The organism is Streptococcus sp. ST16, assembly GCF_046098135.1.
Taxonomy (GTDB): Bacteria; Bacillota; Bacilli; order Lactobacillales; family Streptococcaceae; genus Streptococcus.
On record NZ_JBJUSE010000006.1, the window covers coordinates 76,388 to 92,693 of the forward strand.

Here is a 16,306-nt window from a genome sequence, read left to right on the forward strand (position 1 = left end):
AGTCTGAAAAATTATAATAAATTAAGAAATAAATTTAGGTTATTCTCTATAACCCTCATTCAACGTTCGGTTAATATAGAGTTCTTTAGAATATAATAGAAAACTTAAAGAAAACTTAAACATATTTTTAAAAATACAAGAAAAAGCTAGGAAAATTGTGGCATCCATTTTTGTAAATTTAAGAAAGCAATCTCTACGATGTTTTAAACTATTGTTAGACTTTTGCTCCTAAAATTGGTAAAATAAAAAAGAAAATAATAGAAAAAGGAAACTATAAACCGCTATGATGAACATGCAGAACATGATGCGCCAAGCACAAAAACTTCAAAAACAAATGGAACAAAGTCAAGCAGAACTCGCTGCCATGGAATTTGTTGGAAAATCAGCTCAAGACCTTGTCCAAGCAACTCTAACTGGTGATAAGAAAGTGGTCAGCATTGACTTTAACCCAGTAGTTGTAGATCCAGAAGATCTTGAAACCCTTTCTGACATGACTGTTCAAGCGATTAACGCTGCACTTGAACAAATTGATGAAACGACTAAGAAGAAACTCGGTGCTTTCGCTGGAAAATTGCCTTTCTAATCCACAAAAAAAGAGAAACAGATGTTTCTCTTTTTTTCTTAGAACTCAAAGAATTCCATTGCTTTCTTTAAGAGTAATTCCGTGTATTCCGGATCATCTTGAGCCATTGTGACTTGTGACTGGACCATTTCAAGATCATCCGTTATCATGCCATCTGCTCCAAGTCTGACTGCCTTATCAAAGGACTCAGAACTATTCACAGTCCAAACATATAGTTTCTGATCTGTTGTCCAAAGTTTATTGACAAAGTATTCATCCAAAGTTGAATATTCCATGGTATAACCAGTCGCCTTGGTTCTCGGAAACACACTATTATATGGCAGGATGAAGTACACTGGAATTTCAGAATCATAAGCCAAGACCTTATCAATCACATGATAGTCTAGTGACTGCATCTGGTGCCCATATTTCTTGATAGTCGTTCCATACTTTTCAAGGAAATGGTCCATCATTTGTGGGCTATCTTTTTTACTGGTTTTAATCTCAATCAACAATTTTTGGTTTAAAGCATTTGCTCGCTCTAAATAGGCATCAAAACTTGAAATCTTTGTTTGATAACCATTCTCGTAAATATCTGTATTTGTTAATTCATCCAGAGTTAAGTCTTGCGGTGTAGCATTAATTCTTGCTAGCGATTTAAGGTTAGTGTCGTGCATCATCACGAACTGGCCATCCTTCGTTTCTTGCACATCCATCTCGATGAGGTCTGGTTTTAATTGGGCTGTCTTTTCCAAGGACTGTACTGTATTTTGAACACCATTTTTATTACTTACTCCTCTGTGCGAAATCACTAAAGGTGTATTGGTATCCGGAGACTCCAGATAGATGTAACCTTCTAAAGCAAAGAAGATACTTGCACACCCCATGACACCCCATCTCATCAGATGATCTTTTTTTCGCCTTGGCATGATTTCCAACTCTTCTCCTGTCAGGAAGGAAACAAACTTCACTAGGAAATAAGTCAGAGTCATGTAATGGAGATTTTTAATCAAGACAAAATTAATCACACCAAGAATCAAGGATTCTTTTTGAGTAAAATTATCCATTACCGCCTGAGCAAAGAGCAAGGGAATTAACAAAACAAAGAAGAAGAGATAGGTTTTAATGATAATGAGTAGAAGATGCCAAGAGAAGAAAAGGACGTTTTTCTTCGTCTTTTGGAGACTATATTTCACACTTTCTCTTACTGTCTTTCTTTCAAAGAGAATCTTAGGAAGGGCAAACATGAAGCGAACAGAAATGTAGAGAAAGATCCAAGCGGATGCTATGATCAACAGCCCTACCAGCCAGTTCTTATCTTCTAGGTATGTAACGATAAAATCAGGGATAATAATCTTATTGAGATAGTAGATTTTTAAAATTTTCCTAATAAAAGGAAAAAGTAGAGCTACATAAAAGAAGACAAAGGCCATCTTACAAAAGCTCAATCGTTTGACAAATAGAAAACTCTTGTGAAAGACTTTTCGACTATATTCAATCAAGGTTCTCTTTTCATGATAGAGAAGGTGACGCGCCCCAATGAACAAAAGACAGATTTGAAAATAAGCCACTAAAAGATTGATTACTATTAAAATGAGAAAGGCTAAACTGACAAAAGGCGAGCCTTGTATAATCGCCCAAAAGTTATTGTAGGAGATAAACAAGTAACCTGTTTGTCTTAGAAGTATGCCAGCTATCCATGAATTCAATGGCAACCAAACAAACTCTACCATCATGAAAATCAAGAAAAATAGAAATAGTATTTTATCTAGGTTATAGTATATCTTCCTAAAACCTAGCTTTTTAGGTTTTTCAGGTTTCATAGGCACTCCTAGTCTAAAAATTGAGATAAATCTAAGCCACCGAAAGGATTATTCAGAGAAAAACAACTCTGGTCTTCTATTAATAGCTTTCCTTCATCCGATTCTAAAAAGGCTTCGTAAACACGCGCCGTCATGCGGGCATCCTCTAAACTGTTATGAGACTTCCCGTGAAAACCTAAAAAATTCGCTACAGTTTGTAATTTAAGATTGGCTATGCCGTGTAAGTCAGAACTACGCCGTTCAAAAGCCTCATCATATAAATCAACCTTATACTGGTCATGATAATCAATACCGTGCTCCAAGAGAATAGGCAGATCACTTTTGGCCGCATTGTATCCAACCATAGGTAAATTACCAACAAAAATCTGAAAATCCCTTAAAACTTGCTCCACCATTGGCGCATCTTTTAAGGTTTCAGCTGTGATTCCAGTCAAGCCATTGATAAAACTCTTCAAAGGTGCTGTAGTATGAACATAAGAATCAAAGGCACCTATTTCTTGACCATTTTGAAAGCGAACTGCTGATACTTGAATCAAATGGGTAACCCCTTCGTATTGATTGAACTCCAAATCAAAGGCAATATAATCTCTTAATTTTTCCATCTTTTACCTCGGTTCCGACTCAATTTAAACCATAAATAATAAAAGAAGCTATCAGGTTAGTGAATAACCCAAACAGCTTCTTTATTTTCCTCCAAATAAGCGAGCAAAAAAGCCTTTTTTGGTAGCTTGAACTTCTTCTTTTGCTTGGTCCAACTCTAGTTTCAAACTTTCTTGATCCTTCATAGCTTGAAGAGTTAATTGTTGCTGTTGGTCCAATTGTTTATCCTTTTCAGCAATCTGTCGATCTTTAACACGCATCTGTTCATCTTTTTCTGCTAACTGCTGGTCTTTGGCCTTGAGCTGCTCATATAAACGAAGAATTTCAGCATTTTTCTCATCGACTAAGATTTCCATCAGTTCGCGTTGTTTGACATCATCACTGACTGGTTCATCTTCAAAAATCGTTTTTTTATAGATTTCTTCTAGCTTAATCAAGCCACTTCGAGTAACTACAGTTACACCTTTGTCATTTTTTTTCGTGTCCTCTTCTGGAAGTTCTTTGACACGATTGTTGATTGCTTGACGAGAGAGTCCTAAGACCTCTGCAATCTCACTGACGGTCATTTCAATACTCATAATATCCTCTGAAACGTTTTCTAGCTTTTCTTTACTTAAATCTTATCATAAGCTAGATAAACTGTCAAATTTCCGCTTAATCCATAGCCTTTAAAAAGGCCAGTAAAACTTGGGCAGAACGACATCCAGCTTCAATGATAAACTCATCAAAAGAGATAGAAGCTTCGTGATTGGCATTGTCGCTCATGGCACGAATGACTAAGAAAGGTAGGCCAAGAGCCTGAGCTGCCTGTGCAATCGCTGCCCCTTCCATTTCAACTGCTAAAACATCTGGAAAGTGAGATTTGATACTAGCAATCCTATCATCACCAGCTACAAAGCTATCTCCTGTAGCAATCAAGCCTAGGTGCCAGGTCTGTTCTAACTGAGATAAGTTTTCTTTAATCCTAGCGATAAAGTTCTTATCGGATTCAAAGTAAAGAGGTTGACCAGCCATCTGACCATAAGCATAGCCAAAAGCAGTTACATCCACATCATGGTAAGCCAACTTATCCGCAATCACTACATCTCCAACGGCAATACCTTCTGCAACTGCACCTGCCGATCCTGTATTGATAACGGCATCTACTTGGAAATGGTCAGCTAACACCGCTACACTCATAGCTGACATGACCTTTCCAATCCCACTCTGAACTAGAACAACTTCTGTCTTGCCAACAGTGCCAGTGTAGTAAGTATTTCCGAGGACTTGGACTTCTTGTGCTCGATCTAAATTCTGAGTCAAGTGTACGAGCTCTTCTGGCATTGCTGCAATGATTCCAATTTTCATTTTATTTCCTTTTCTATTACAAAAGTTTCATCGCCAACACAAGTAAAATCAAGAGTAGGATGACTGTAAATAAGATTCTGTTTAATTTCGAGTTAAAAACATTTCTCTTGGTATTCTCAATGCGACGGCTCTTATGAATCGTTGGCTCTACTTCGATTGTTAAAGTATCTTGAATAGAATTATAGTCTCTAGAACGTGAATAACCAAAGTTTTGTGAAGAAGTTGATAAAATTTTAGTTTCCTCGTCATCTTGAAGAGGTGGCCCAGAGATTTTCTCCCCACGATTGGCACGTTCGATTATTTCATCTGTTAACAAAGGTTTTCCCATGGGCTACTCCTCTATTTCTTTTGCAATTCCCAGTACTGGATTGCCATAATCGTCTTGGCATCACAGATATGGCCAGACTGAATTAAGTTTTTTGCTTCCTCAAGGCTGACCTCTAGAACTTCCAAGGTTTCATCATCATCTTGCGGACGAGGATTTTCTACCTTAGTTAAATCTCTTGCGAGGTAGAGTTTTAATTTTTCGTTACAAAAACCAATAGCAGAGTAGAAATCATATAGAAGCTCTAACTTACCCGTATAGGCAACTTCCTCCTCCAATTCACGAAGGGCTGCCGACATGGGATCTGCATTTTCACCAATTTCCAGTTTACCAGCAGGAATTTCATAAGAGATAGCTTCAATAGCTTTTCGGTATTGCTTAACAAGGACGATTTTATCCTCAGCTGTCACAGCTAGAACACATACGCCTCCATTGTGAAAAATCAGATCACGTTGGGCAGTTCCCTTCCCTTCTGGTAGTTCCACCTGATCTTGCACTAGCTTAAAAATAGGACCTTGGTAGATTTCCTTCCGGCTAATCGTTTTTTCTTCAAATTCCATGATAGACTCCTACTGATTCTTAGGATGATGAGGCAAACGTAGTGCATATTCATCTTTATTAACTTGACGTCCACGTCCAATAGCAATGGCGTCAGCTGGAACATCTTTTGTAATCGTTGAACCAGCTCCAACTAGTGAATTATCACCAAGTTCCACTGGAGCAATGATGGTTGAGTTTGATCCAACAAAGACATTGTTACCAATGACAGTCTTGTACTTATTCTTCCCGTCGTAGTTAACTGTAATCGTACCTGCACCAAAGTTAACATGGCTACCCACTTCACAGTTTCCGATATAGGTCAAATGACCTGCCTTGGTATTTTCACCGATTGAAGATCCTTTTACTTCAACAAAGTTTCCAATGTGAACTTGGGAAGCTAGACTTGAGCCTGGACGAATATGGGCATAAGGACCAACAGTCACGCCGTCTGCAACTGTACTTTCCTCAATCATGGAATTCGTAATCACAGCTCCAGCTCCGATAGCGCTATCCACGATATAAGTTCCATTTGTTAAAACAGTTTCCGCCCCAATCTTCGTTTGACCTTTCAAGGTAACGTTGGCTTCGATTTGGACTTCAGGAGCAATCTCGACATCAACATCGATGTATGTTGCTTCCGGATTAACAAAGCCAACACCATTAACCATGTGCTTTTGATTGATACGGCGACGCATCACTGCTTCCGCAGTGGCAAGAGCCACACGGTCGTTTACCCCAAGACTTTCATCAAAATCCTTGAGAGTATAGGCGCCAACCTTCTCACCTGCATTACGGAAAATACCAATCACATCAGTAATATAATACTCACCTTGGGCATTGTTGGTGTTGATGTTTTTAAGAGCTTCAAAAAGACGTTCATTGTCAAATACATAAGTTCCTGTATTGATTTCCTTAATTTGCTTTTCAAAGTCTGTAGCATCTTTCTGCTCCACAATACGAAGAACTTCAGCGTTATCGTTACGGACGATACGACCATACCCAAAAGGATCTGCTGCTTCAGCCGTTAAAATAGTCGCCACATTTTTATGATTGATATGGAAATCCAAGAGGTTTTTCAAGCTTTCACCTGTAATCAGAGGAGTATCTCCAGCGATAACCAAGGTGTGGCCAGTGCGGTTTTGGAGAATGGGCTCTGCCATCATGACAGCATGCCCTGTTCCCAATTGTTCTGCTTGGGTTACAAAGTCTGTCTGTCCAGCCAAGACTTGCTCAACTAACTCAGCCTTGTGTCCCACTACGGTAACTGTCTTTTCAGGTTGAATAGCACCAACACTACGAAAAACGTGTTCCAACATCGAAATTCCTGCTACTTTATGAAGTACTTTTGGAAGATCTGATTTCATGCGAGTACCCTTACCCGCTGCTAAGATAATGGCATAATTTGACATACTATTCTCTTTTCTGTAAAAATTCCCTTATATTATACCATAATTTACTTCCTTAGGAGTAAACAAACAGAGAAATAGGGGAAAACATGCTAGTTCATTCATCTTTTCAACGTTTTCTTTGATTTTTTTATCTATTTACGTTAAACTAATTAGATATGAGAAAAGAGATTCATCCAGCTATTATTTTTAGTCTATTCACCATTGTTATAGCTATTTTAATCTTTAATAAACCAGCTTATGAAGACCATTCGGTCAAGTCAAAAAGCAACACTGTCCAAGTTGAAAACCAGGCCTTGCATAATCTTGATAAACCCATTATTGACATTTCTGGTTGGCAAAGACCGGAGGAGATAAACTACGATATTTTATCTCAAAATATTTCTGGAGCTATTGTTCGTGTGCACAGTGGTACTCAACACACGGAAGCAAATGATGCGGCCTTTATCAATGGAGTTGATAAATCCTATAAAAATCACATTTCAGAATTTCAAAAGCGCAATGTCCCCGTAGCAGTTTATGCTTATCTAGCTGGTACGAACAAAGAAGAAATGGAAAAAGCGGCTGAAGTTTTCTACAATTCTGCTTCTCCATACAATCCTAGTTATTACTGGCTTGACGTTGAGGAAAAAACAATGGCCGATATGAATGACGGAGTCGAAGCTTTTCGGGCTAAACTTGAATCGCTGGGCGCTAAAAATATCGGGATTTACATTGGTGTTTATTTCATGCAAGAACATAGCATCAATACGGAAAATTTCTCGGCCGTCTGGATTCCTTCTTATGGGACAGACTCAGGCTACTTTGAGGCCACACCCAATACTGATTTAGACTATGACCTCCATCAGTATACTTCCAAAGGAAAAATTGCAGGATTTGAACATCACCTAGATATCAATCTCATTTCTACTGATAAGGAAAAAGAAGAAACCTTCAGAAAGCTATTTTTAAGACCATAAAGCAAGTGAAAATCGCAACTTTTTCACTTGCTTTTTCATTTTTTGCCGTCTGTGTTATAATTGATAAGACAGAGAAAGAAATTTATGAAATTGAGGAGTCTAATATGTTTTCATGGATTGCAAGAGTTATTAAAGGAATCGTCATCGCCTTAGGATTTATCCTACCTGGAATTTCTGGTGGTGTTTTAGCAGCCATTTTGGGAATTTATGAGCGAATGATTAGTTTTCTGGCTCACCCCTTTAAAGATTTTAAAGAGAATGTCCTATACTTTATTCCAGTAGCAATCGGGATGTTGCTAGGCATTGGTTTGTTTTCTTATCCAATCGAGTATTTGCTAGAAAATTACCAAGTCTATGTTTTGTGGAGCTTTGCTGGAGCTATCATAGGTACAGTTCCTAGCCTCCTTAGAGAATCTACTCGAGAATCTGATCGTGACAAGGTTGACCTAGTCTGGTTCTGGACTACCTTTACCCTTTCAGGTCTAGGGCTCTACGCGCTAAACTTTGTTGTTGGTTCTCTCAGCGCCAGTTTCGCCAGTTTCATCTTGGCAGGTGTTCTTTTAGCTCTAGGTGTCTTGGTGCCTGGTTTAAGTCCATCAAATCTACTCTTGATTTTAGGACTGTACGCTCCGATGCTAACTGGCTTTAAGACCTTTGATTTATTTGGTACCTTCCTTCCTATCGGGATTGGTGCAGGTGCAACTCTCATCGTTTTTTCAAAATTAATGGACCATGCCTTGAACAACTACCACTCCCGTGTTTATCACTTTATTATTGGGATTGTGCTATCAAGCACCCTCTTGATTTTGATTCCAAATGCTGGAAGTGCTGAAAGTATCCAATACACTGGACTTTCCATCGTAAGCTATGTTCTCATCGCCTTCTTCTTTGCACTTGGCATTTGGCTTGGTATCTGGATGAGTCAATTGGAGGATAAGTATAAATAATGGCAAAAAAAGTAAAAATTAAAAAAACTCTTATCGAGCAAATCTTAACCAAAGCAGGAATTGAGCACACAGGAATTCAAATCAATGCGCTTGAGGGTGAACTTCCTTCGGAATATGATCGAACACATATCTTTAAAACCTTGGCTCTGCTGGGGGACAAGACAGGCCCAATTATCGGAATCGTCCCCATACCAGAACACCTCGCTGAAAAAAAATTAGCAAAGGTTTCTGGTAATAAAAAAGTGAGTATGATTCCACAAAGAGACCTAGAAAAAACGACAGGCTATATTCATGGGGCAAATAACCCCGTCGGCATTCGCCAAAAACACAACTATCCTATTTTTATTGATAAAACAGCTTTAGATTTGGACAAAATAATCGTCTCTGCTGGGGAAGTCGGGCATAGTATCATTATTGCTCCACAAGACTTGGCTAGCTTTGTGAAAGCAGATTTTGCAGATATCTTGGAGGAAAACAACTGATGAAACTCTATTTTGTGCGTCACGGCCGAACTATCTGGAATCTTGAAGGACGTTTCCAAGGTGCTGGAGGGGACTCACCTCTTCTTCCTGAGTCTATTGATACCTTAAAGGCGCTCGGTCAATATCTCAGCAATATCCCTTTCGATGAGATTTATTCAAGTGATTTACCAAGAGCGGTCAAATCTGCTAAAATTATCCAAAGTCAACTCCAGATACAATGTCCTTTAAAGGCTATTCCTGACCTGCGTGAATGGCATCTCGGAAAACTAGAGGGATTAAAAATTGCAACATTAGAGGCCATCTACCCACAACAAATCAAGGCTTTTCGTACAAACTTAGCTAAGTTCGATACAAGAATGTTTGAAGCAGAATCCCTCTACTCTACAACTCAACGCACCATTCAATTTATCAAATCTCTGAAGGGGAGTCAGGCTAAGAGAGTTCTAATCGTTGGTCATGGTGCAAATCTCACTGCTAGTCTTCGTACCCTTCTAGGTTATAAAGAGCCCCTTCTTCGAAAAGATGGTGGTTTAGCCAATGCTAGTCTAACAGTTTTAGAAACCAAGGATTTTGAAACCTTCACTCTGGAAAGGTGGAATGACACTTCCTATCAAGGAAAATAATGGAACTTGATCTTAATGGCCAAGTTCTTTTTAGTTTTCAAAGAATATACGTGAATTTCTTGACTATTTATGATAAAATGGGAGTATCGCAAAAAGACTCATCGTATCAAATTTTGAGTAAAATTAGGAGGATTTCATGTCTACAGAACATATGGAAGAACTAAATGACCAGCAGATTGTTCGCCGTGAAAAAATGGCTGCGCTCCGTGAACAAGGAATTGATCCTTTCGGTAAACGTTTTGAACGTACTGCTAACTCTCAAGAACTAAAAGACAAATTTGCAGAACTCGATAAAGAACAATTACATGAATTAAACGAAACTGCTACTATCGCTGGACGTTTAGTTAGTAAACGTGGTAAAGGAAAAGTCGGCTTCGCCCATCTTCAAGACCGAGAAGGTCAAATCCAAATCTACGTTCGTAAAGATGAAGTCGGTGAAGAAAACTACGAAATCTTCAAAAAGGCTGACCTTGGTGACTTCCTTGGTGTCGAAGGTGAAGTGATGCGAACAGATATGGGAGAACTTTCTATCAAGGCAACTCACATTACACACTTGTCTAAAGCACTTCGCCCACTACCAGAGAAATTCCACGGTTTGACTGACGTTGAAACAATTTATCGTAAACGTTATCTTGACTTGATTTCTAACCGTGAAAGCTTTGAGCGCTTTGTCACTCGTTCAAAAATCATCTCTGAAATCCGTCGTTATCTAGATGGACATGATTTTCTTGAAGTGGAAACACCTGTACTTCACAACGAGGCTGGTGGTGCTGCTGCCAAACCATTTATTACACACCACAATGCTCAAAATATTGACATGGTGCTTCGGATAGCTCTAGAACTTCATCTCAAACGTCTAATTGTCGGTGGTATGGAACGCGTCTATGAGATTGGCCGTATCTTCCGTAACGAAGGAATGGATGCAACTCATAATCCTGAATTTACTATGATTGAGGTTTACCAAGCTTATGCCGATTTCCATGATATTATGGATTTGACAGAAGGTATTATCCAGCATGCTGCAAAGGCTGTCAAAGGTGATGGTCCAGTCAACTACCAAGGTACTGAAATCAAAATCAATGAACCATTTAAACGTGTTCACATGGTGGATGCTATCAAGGAAATTACTGGTGTAGACTTCTGGCAAGATATGACTTTCGAGGAAGCCAAAGCTATCGCTGCTGAGAAGAAAGTTCCAGTTGAGAAACACTACACTGAAGTTGGTCACATCATCAATGCCTTCTTTGAAGAATTTGTCGAAGAAACATTGAGTCAACCAACCTTCGTTTATGGACATCCAGTAGCTGTATCTCCACTTGCTAAGAAAAATCCTGAAGACGAACGCTTTACTGACCGTTTTGAGCTCTTTATCATGACTAAGGAGTACGGTAATGCCTATTCTGAGTTGAATGATCCAATCGATCAGCTTAGCCGATTTGAAGCCCAAGCTAAAGCCAAAGAACTTGGTGATGATGAAGCAACAGGTATCGACTACGACTACATCGAGGCTCTTGAATACGGTATGCCACCAACAGGTGGTTTGGGTATCGGTATCGACCGTCTTTGCATGCTCCTCACTGATACAACCACTATCCGTGATGTATTGCTCTTCCCAACAATGAAATAATACTCTTCGAAAATCTCTTCAAACTACGTCAGCGTTGCCTTGCCGTAGATATATGTTCCTGACTTTGTCAGTCTTATCTACAACCTCAAAACAGTGTTTTGAGCAGCCTGCGGCTAGCTTCCTAGTTTGCTCTTTGATTTTCATTGAGTATAAACTCTTATCCTCTGGTACTTGCCAGAGGATTTTTCGATACAAAAAGAGACTGAGGAAAAACTCAATCTCTTTTCTTATTCTTGATTTTTAACTTGACTGGTTGCTACATCTTCCCCAAACCATTTCTGGCTGATTTCCTGGAATTTTCCTTCTTGGTATAGTGATACAAAGGCTTGATTCAGAGCAGCTAGCAAAGTTTTATCAGCAGGTCTAACACCCACTGCAAAAGCTTCACTTTCAAACCCTGCTGAAAAGATATTGTAGTCATTTAATATTCCTTCGGACTGGAGATAGTAATTGGCATATACCCGGTCAATTAACAAGGCTTCAATTCGGTCATTTTTCAAATCAATCAAGGCTTCATTAAAACTTTGGTATTGGTTGGCCTTCTGGTCTTTGACACGATTTTTCAATAAGTCTGGCTGGGCTTCAAAATCCAAATAACCAGAAGATCCAGCCTGAGCCCCTAAAACTTTGTCTGTCATATCCTGAATTGAGTGGATATTTTTAGACTTTTTAGAGACCAAAACTTGTTGATTTTCCATGTAAGGAATGGTAAAAGCAACCTTCTCTTTCCGTTCATCTGTAGCTGTATAGCCATTCCAGATGGCATCAATAGTACCATTTTGTAATTCGGTTTCTTTCATATCCCAGTCGATGGGTTGAAATTTAATCTGAATTCCTAGCTTTTCAGAAACAGCTTGGGCTAGGTCAATATCAAAGCCCGCGTACTGGCCATTCTTTTCCTCAAATCCCATGGGAACAAAGGTATTGTCAAAGCCAATGGTAATGCTACCCTGCTTTTGATATTTGGCCCAATTATCCTGATTTGGATCACTTGCCTTCTGAGTACAAGCTGTCAGGAAGAAGCTAAAGAACAGAGCAAGTACAAGGGCAATTTTCTTTCTCTTCATAGGCACCTCCTACTCCTATTTTGGATCAACCTTAAGGATCTGATCAGCAATATTTTCCGCAAACTGAAGATCGTGGGTCACAACAATCTGAGTCATCCCACGCTCTTTATTTTGAAGGATAAGTTTTTCTACTTCTAATCGCAACTCTGGATCTAAGGCTGATGTAGGCTCATCATATCCAATAATTTCTGGGTTTATCATCATAGCGCGTGCTAAGGCTACCCGTTGTTTTTGCCCACCTGAAAGTGAGAATGGAAAGGCATCTTCATGTCCTGCTAACCCAAGTTGTTCCAACAAACCACGTGCCTTCTTCTCAGCAACTTCCTTCTCCATACTCATCGTTTTTATGGGCGACAAGGTTAAGTTATCTAGAACTGACAAATGCGGAAAGAGTTGAAAATCTTGGAAAACAAATCCCAGAAGATTGCGCTTTTCTAGTTCGTCTATAGCTAGCGATTCGCCGTTATAGTAGATTTCCCCAGAATCGATGGTCTCCAGTCCAGCTAGCATACGTAATAGGGTTGTCTTGCCTCCTCCTGATGGACCTACGATTGCAAGGATTTGCTTTTCAGGAATTGATAGGTTGAAATTGGTTAAGATTTGTTTGCCAGCAAAGGCCTTGTTGATATTTCGTAATTCTAACATAGCAATCCTCCTATCTGTAATAACTGTACTTCTTCTCAAGCTTTTTCGCTACAATGGTTACAAGACCAATCATGATTAGATAAATCGCTCCAGCTAAAAACATAGGCACAAGACTGGCATCTCGATTAGCTGCAGTCCGACTTGCCAAAATCAAATCTGAAATCCCAAGGGCATAAACCAATGAAGTATCCTTGACCAAACTCATAATTTCATTAAAGACACTCGGTAAGACAATCTTTGTAACCTGAGGAAGGATGATGTAGCGAACTGTATCAAAGGGGCTAAATTTTAACACTTTTGCGGCTTCATACTGCCCTTTTGGAATGGTTTCGATCCCACCACGAAAGATTTCCGCAAAGTAGGCTGCATAGTTTAATACAAAAGCAATCACAGCAGCAGGCAAACGATCTAAACGTATCCCAATACTAGGGAGCACATAGTAAATAAAGATTAATTGCAAAAGCAAGGGAGTTCCTCGCATTACCCAAATGTAAAGGTCAATGAGATAATGGAGGGGTTTCCAACGGACTTGCAAAGCAAAGGCAACGACAATACCTAAGGGAATTGAAAAAATTAAAACTAGAGCAAAGACTTGAAGTGTCATACTTGCACCGTTCAATAAACTTGGTAATATCTCAAACATATAAGACATACTGCACCTCCTAAAAATAATTGTTCCTATTATAGCATAAATAAACAATTTAGCAAGAGTAATTGTAAAAAAATTCTATTTCTCCTAAAAAAACGTATCTGACAAATTGACGGATACGTTCTTTTAGAGAGATAACTTTTAAAGTGTTTCTAAGAGTTCTTGCATCTGAACATCATCTGGAACGAGTTTTAAATAGGCTTCAGCTTGTATCTTGGCCTCTTCAAAATATCCTAATTCACGCAGGAGATAGCTATACTGCTCCAGAAACTCTGGATTGTCCTTGAGGTCAGACGATAGTTCCTGATAGAGCTCATAGGCCTTATCTAAATCCTCGATTTCCTGGTAAGAGCGTGCAATCATCCACTTGGTCAAGAGGTTTTCAGGTTCTTGACTTTGGAGAGCGATGATATCTTCATACCGCTCTTGTTCCATATAAATGGTTGCGAGGCGAAGAAAAATTTCTTCTGTATCCTCTGCATCTTCTTTAGCAGTAAGGAGAAACTGCTCTGCAGCACTAGGATCATGCAATTCATACGAAAACTGAGAAGCAGCTAGCAAGAGACGGGTTTCAAATGGATTTTTCTCCAGTCCTTTTTTAACGATACGAAGGGCCTCTTCCACCTGATGTTCCTTATGCAAGGCTTGACTATAACCATACTCATATCCTTCAAAATCAGGTGAAATGGTATCAATCTGCTTAAAGTAAAGAACAGATTTTTGATACTCTTCTTGATCAAAGTAAAGACTAGCCAGTTCGAAGGCAGTTTGGTCATCGTACTCTAGTTCTATAGCTTTTTCTAAGAATTCAGTTGCGGCTTCAAACTTGCCTAACTGGGCATAAGCGTAACCAATTCGTTGATAGGTTGAGACACCCGTTTGCTCATAGATAGAGCGATTGTCTAATTGAGCGTAGCCCTGAATGGCTTCCTGATAATTTCCTAACTCGCTATCCAACTCAGCCAAACCAAAAACTAATAAGGCATCATCTGAGTAATTTAAGGCTTCCAGTAACTTTTCACGTGCTACATCTGTCAAACCTTCTAACTGATAGAGATCTGCTTTCATTACCAAAGACGATACATACCAGTCACTTTCGGGTGTGATTTCTTCCAGATAGGCAAAGGCTTCCTCAACATTGCCATCCTCGCTAGCAATGCTTGCTAGGTTCAGATTCACTTCTGGAAATTCTGTCACAATTTTTAGATAGATTTCCTTGGCTTGTGGATAAAAGCCAATTCCCTCTAGATAATTTGCTAGTTCGTAAAGAACTTCACTTGAATCTGTTTTGAGGGCTTTGTGAAAATACTGATCCGCTTTGGTTAAATTCTGTTCATCCAAAGCTTGGAGCATGCGTTGACTATTGTTCACTCTTGATTTCCTCCCCTTCTTCTTCATACAAACCGCTGACTTTTTTATACCAGTTAAAGATAGCTGAGATAACGACCTTGGCAGAAGCATAGACAGGAATTCCCAGCAAGACTCCCCAAATACCAAACATAGAACCTGAAGTTAGGAGAACAAAGAGGACATTGATCGGATGGATATTTAGCTGACTACCTAAAATAAGCGGAGAAACGAAGCGACCTTCAATCGTTTGTTCAACAATAAAGACAATAATCACTTTCAAAAGCATCACAGGTCCTGCTATCAAGCCCAAAACCAAAGCAGGCAACATCGCTAGAAAACTACCCAGGTAAGGTACTAGATTGAGAATACCAGCCGTGATACCCAGAGTCACAGCATATCTGAGACCAATAATCTTAAAGAAGATAATAAACATAATTGCCACGATAATAGCAACTGTAACCTGTCCTCTAACATAGTTTGACAACTGTTTATTAACATCTGACAAAACTTGTCCGACAGGTTCTTTTAACTTGTTTGGGATGAATTTAGTTAGGTAATCCCGCAAGCCTTTCCCATCTCTCAAAAGATAAAAGAGCATGAAAGGTACGATAATGACCGCTACAATAACCTGGGATACACTGCTGACAAAAGCACTCACCCAGTTAACGGCTTGGGAAGAGATTTTGCTCGCCCACATCGTCGCCTCAGTAGAAATATTGGCAAGAACCTGCTCCAACTGTGGCCTAAAATCATCTGGTAAACGTTTGGTTACAAGATCATTGATCACCTTATCAGCGTCTTCCAGGTATGTCGGCACATTCTTCGCAAAATTTAAGACCTGACGTTGCAAATTTGGAATAGCAACAGCCAGCCCCCAAATGATAAAGAGGCCAATTATAACAAAGAGAATACTAATGGCAAGAACACGATTGATTTTGTGTTTCTCCATCCAGTCAACAATCGGATTGAGGAGATAATAAAGTAAACCAGATAAAATAACTGGCAACATGACAACTCCTAGAAAATCTAAAACTGGTAAAAGAATAAAACTAATCTTACTTAGAATGAAAAGATTCAAGCCCAGTAACAGGGTCACCAAGAATACAGTAATAGCTTTGTTATCTAAAAACCACTTAAAGAACCAAGATAGGCTAAAATGTTTCTCTTTATGTTCCATAAATACATCCTTTCTGTCATTCTCTCATTATACCATTTTTAGACTAAAATAACTCTTTTTTAAAGTGCTTACATAGATAGATAAAAAGAAAAATCTCCTCAATGAACTGCACCCCAAAAGTTAGACAGAAAAAATCTAACTTTTGGGGTGTTTTATTATGAAATTGAGTTATGAAGA

The 16,306-nt window shown here is 39.0% G+C and carries 18 protein-coding genes; 6 read left to right on the plus strand and 12 right to left on the minus strand.

The genetic code is table 11. From position 1 onward, the window contains the following. Positions 1-283: 283 nt before the first annotated feature. The gene (locus ACIY14_RS05580) at positions 284-583 is read left to right on the plus strand and encodes a YbaB/EbfC family nucleoid-associated protein (protein WP_000981517.1); all 300 of its coding nucleotides are present in this window, start codon (positions 284-286) and stop codon (positions 581-583) included. A 38-nt stretch (positions 584-621) separates the two neighbouring features. Here the strand turns inward: ACIY14_RS05580 and ACIY14_RS05585 are convergent, their stop codons facing one another. From ACIY14_RS05585 to glmU, 7 genes are all read right to left on the minus strand, one after another. Then, on the minus strand, positions 622-2,385 hold the full coding sequence (locus ACIY14_RS05585; RefSeq protein WP_409001848.1) for a glycerophosphoryl diester phosphodiesterase membrane domain-containing protein: 1,764 nt from the start codon (positions 2,383-2,385) through the stop codon (positions 622-624). Between the two features lie 8 nt (positions 2,386-2,393). Continuing rightward, a complete protein-coding gene (locus ACIY14_RS05590; protein ID WP_409001849.1) occupies positions 2,394-2,987 on the minus strand; it encodes a 3'-5' exonuclease in 594 nt (197 codons plus the stop codon). An 81-nt stretch (positions 2,988-3,068) separates the two neighbouring features. Then, a complete protein-coding gene (gene rocS, locus ACIY14_RS05595) occupies positions 3,069-3,563 on the minus strand; it encodes a chromosome segregation protein RocS (RefSeq protein ID WP_000021249.1) in 495 nt (164 codons plus the stop codon). A gap of 76 nt (positions 3,564-3,639) precedes the next feature. Beyond that, the gene (locus ACIY14_RS05600; RefSeq protein WP_409001850.1) at positions 3,640-4,332 is read right to left on the minus strand and encodes a 5'-methylthioadenosine/adenosylhomocysteine nucleosidase; all 693 of its coding nucleotides are present in this window, start codon (positions 4,330-4,332) and stop codon (positions 3,640-3,642) included. Positions 4,333-4,348: 16 nt separating this feature from the next. After that, positions 4,349-4,660, minus strand: coding sequence for a cell wall synthase accessory phosphoprotein MacP (gene macP, locus ACIY14_RS05605; protein ID WP_000517856.1), 312 nt, complete (start codon positions 4,658-4,660; stop codon positions 4,349-4,351). An 11-nt stretch (positions 4,661-4,671) separates the two neighbouring features. Next, positions 4,672-5,217, minus strand: a complete 546-nt coding sequence (locus ACIY14_RS05610) for an NUDIX hydrolase (RefSeq protein WP_000393798.1) — start codon at positions 5,215-5,217, stop codon at positions 4,672-4,674. 9 nt (positions 5,218-5,226) lie between these two features. After that, on the minus strand, positions 5,227-6,606 hold the full coding sequence (gene glmU / locus ACIY14_RS05615; protein ID WP_409001851.1) for a bifunctional UDP-N-acetylglucosamine diphosphorylase/glucosamine-1-phosphate N-acetyltransferase GlmU: 1,380 nt from the start codon (positions 6,604-6,606) through the stop codon (positions 5,227-5,229). A gap of 155 nt (positions 6,607-6,761) precedes the next feature. Here glmU and ACIY14_RS05620 point away from each other — a divergent pair, with 155 nt between their 5' ends. The 5 genes from ACIY14_RS05620 (at position 6,762) to lysS (ending at position 11,241) form a co-directional block, all read left to right on the plus strand. Further along, positions 6,762-7,562 (plus strand): glycoside hydrolase family 25 protein, encoded by an 801-nt coding sequence (locus ACIY14_RS05620; RefSeq protein WP_248023244.1) that lies wholly within the window; start codon positions 6,762-6,764, stop codon positions 7,560-7,562. 5 nt (positions 7,563-7,567) lie between these two features. Then, positions 7,568-8,509, plus strand: a complete 942-nt coding sequence (locus ACIY14_RS05625; RefSeq protein ID WP_409001852.1) for a DUF368 domain-containing protein — start codon at positions 7,568-7,570, stop codon at positions 8,507-8,509. Next, positions 8,509-8,991, plus strand: coding sequence for an aminoacyl-tRNA deacylase (locus tag ACIY14_RS05630; RefSeq protein WP_409001853.1), 483 nt, complete (start codon positions 8,509-8,511; stop codon positions 8,989-8,991). Before ACIY14_RS05625 ends, ACIY14_RS05630 begins: the two co-directional genes overlap by 1 nt. Further along, positions 8,991-9,614: a histidine phosphatase family protein gene (locus ACIY14_RS05635; protein ID WP_409001854.1), complete on the plus strand. Its 624-nt coding sequence runs from the start codon at positions 8,991-8,993 to the stop codon at positions 9,612-9,614. The genes ACIY14_RS05630 and ACIY14_RS05635 overlap by 1 nt, the downstream gene beginning before the upstream one ends. A 136-nt stretch (positions 9,615-9,750) precedes the next feature. Then, positions 9,751-11,241 carry a lysine--tRNA ligase gene (gene lysS, locus ACIY14_RS05640; protein ID WP_409001855.1) on the plus strand — a complete coding sequence of 497 codons (1,491 nt, stop codon included), beginning with the start codon at positions 9,751-9,753 and terminating at the stop codon, positions 11,239-11,241. Between the two features lie 227 nt (positions 11,242-11,468). Here the strand turns inward: lysS and ACIY14_RS05645 are convergent, their stop codons facing one another. The 5 genes from ACIY14_RS05645 to ACIY14_RS05665 all read right to left on the minus strand — a co-directional run bounded on the left by ACIY14_RS05645 (position 11,469) and on the right by ACIY14_RS05665 (position 16,129). Further along, on the minus strand, positions 11,469-12,308 hold the full coding sequence (locus ACIY14_RS05645) for an amino acid ABC transporter substrate-binding protein (protein ID WP_409001856.1): 840 nt from the start codon (positions 12,306-12,308) through the stop codon (positions 11,469-11,471). Between the two features lie 15 nt (positions 12,309-12,323). Continuing rightward, positions 12,324-12,953 (minus strand): amino acid ABC transporter ATP-binding protein, encoded by a 630-nt coding sequence (locus ACIY14_RS05650; protein WP_409001857.1) that lies wholly within the window; start codon positions 12,951-12,953, stop codon positions 12,324-12,326. A gap of 10 nt (positions 12,954-12,963) precedes the next feature. Next, positions 12,964-13,605, minus strand: coding sequence for an amino acid ABC transporter permease (locus ACIY14_RS05655; protein ID WP_000121156.1), 642 nt, complete (start codon positions 13,603-13,605; stop codon positions 12,964-12,966). A gap of 138 nt (positions 13,606-13,743) precedes the next feature. Next, positions 13,744-14,973, minus strand: a complete 1,230-nt coding sequence (locus tag ACIY14_RS05660) for a tetratricopeptide repeat protein (RefSeq protein ID WP_409001858.1) — start codon at positions 14,971-14,973, stop codon at positions 13,744-13,746. Further along, positions 14,963-16,129 carry an AI-2E family transporter gene (locus ACIY14_RS05665; protein WP_409001859.1) on the minus strand — a complete coding sequence of 389 codons (1,167 nt, stop codon included), beginning with the start codon at positions 16,127-16,129 and terminating at the stop codon, positions 14,963-14,965. The genes ACIY14_RS05660 and ACIY14_RS05665 overlap by 11 nt, the downstream gene beginning before the upstream one ends. Between the last annotated feature and the right edge of the window lie 177 nt (positions 16,130-16,306).

What these genes read in the sequence shown, in the direction of transcription:
- ACIY14_RS05590 (WP_409001849.1), bottom strand. Translation starts at nt 2,987, where the DNA reads ATGGAAAAATTAAGAGATTATATTGCCTTTGATTTGGAGTTCAATCAA.
- ACIY14_RS05600 (WP_409001850.1), bottom strand. Translation starts at nt 4,332, where the DNA reads ATGAAAATTGGAATCATTGCAGCAATGCCAGAAGAGCTCGTACACTTG.
- ACIY14_RS05650 (WP_409001857.1), bottom strand. Translation starts at nt 12,953, where the DNA reads ATGTTAGAATTACGAAATATCAACAAGGCCTTTGCTGGCAAACAAATC.
- ACIY14_RS05655 (WP_000121156.1), bottom strand. Translation starts at nt 13,605, where the DNA reads ATGTCTTATATGTTTGAGATATTACCAAGTTTATTGAACGGTGCAAGT.
- glmU (WP_409001851.1), bottom strand. Translation starts at nt 6,606, where the DNA reads ATGTCAAATTATGCCATTATCTTAGCAGCGGGTAAGGGTACTCGCATG.
- macP (WP_000517856.1), bottom strand. Translation starts at nt 4,660, where the DNA reads ATGGGAAAACCTTTGTTAACAGATGAAATAATCGAACGTGCCAATCGT.
- lysS (WP_409001855.1), top strand. Translation starts at nt 9,751, where the DNA reads ATGTCTACAGAACATATGGAAGAACTAAATGACCAGCAGATTGTTCGC.
- ACIY14_RS05665 (WP_409001859.1), bottom strand. Translation starts at nt 16,129, where the DNA reads ATGGAACATAAAGAGAAACATTTTAGCCTATCTTGGTTCTTTAAGTGG.
- ACIY14_RS05585 (WP_409001848.1), bottom strand. Translation starts at nt 2,385, where the DNA reads ATGAAACCTGAAAAACCTAAAAAGCTAGGTTTTAGGAAGATATACTAT.
- rocS (WP_000021249.1), bottom strand. Translation starts at nt 3,563, where the DNA reads ATGAGTATTGAAATGACCGTCAGTGAGATTGCAGAGGTCTTAGGACTC.
- ACIY14_RS05635 (WP_409001854.1), top strand. Translation starts at nt 8,991, where the DNA reads ATGAAACTCTATTTTGTGCGTCACGGCCGAACTATCTGGAATCTTGAA.
- ACIY14_RS05610 (WP_000393798.1), bottom strand. Translation starts at nt 5,217, where the DNA reads ATGGAATTTGAAGAAAAAACGATTAGCCGGAAGGAAATCTACCAAGGT.
- ACIY14_RS05580 (WP_000981517.1), top strand. Translation starts at nt 284, where the DNA reads ATGATGAACATGCAGAACATGATGCGCCAAGCACAAAAACTTCAAAAA.
- ACIY14_RS05620 (WP_248023244.1), top strand. Translation starts at nt 6,762, where the DNA reads ATGAGAAAAGAGATTCATCCAGCTATTATTTTTAGTCTATTCACCATT.
- ACIY14_RS05630 (WP_409001853.1), top strand. Translation starts at nt 8,509, where the DNA reads ATGGCAAAAAAAGTAAAAATTAAAAAAACTCTTATCGAGCAAATCTTA.
- ACIY14_RS05645 (WP_409001856.1), bottom strand. Translation starts at nt 12,308, where the DNA reads ATGAAGAGAAAGAAAATTGCCCTTGTACTTGCTCTGTTCTTTAGCTTC.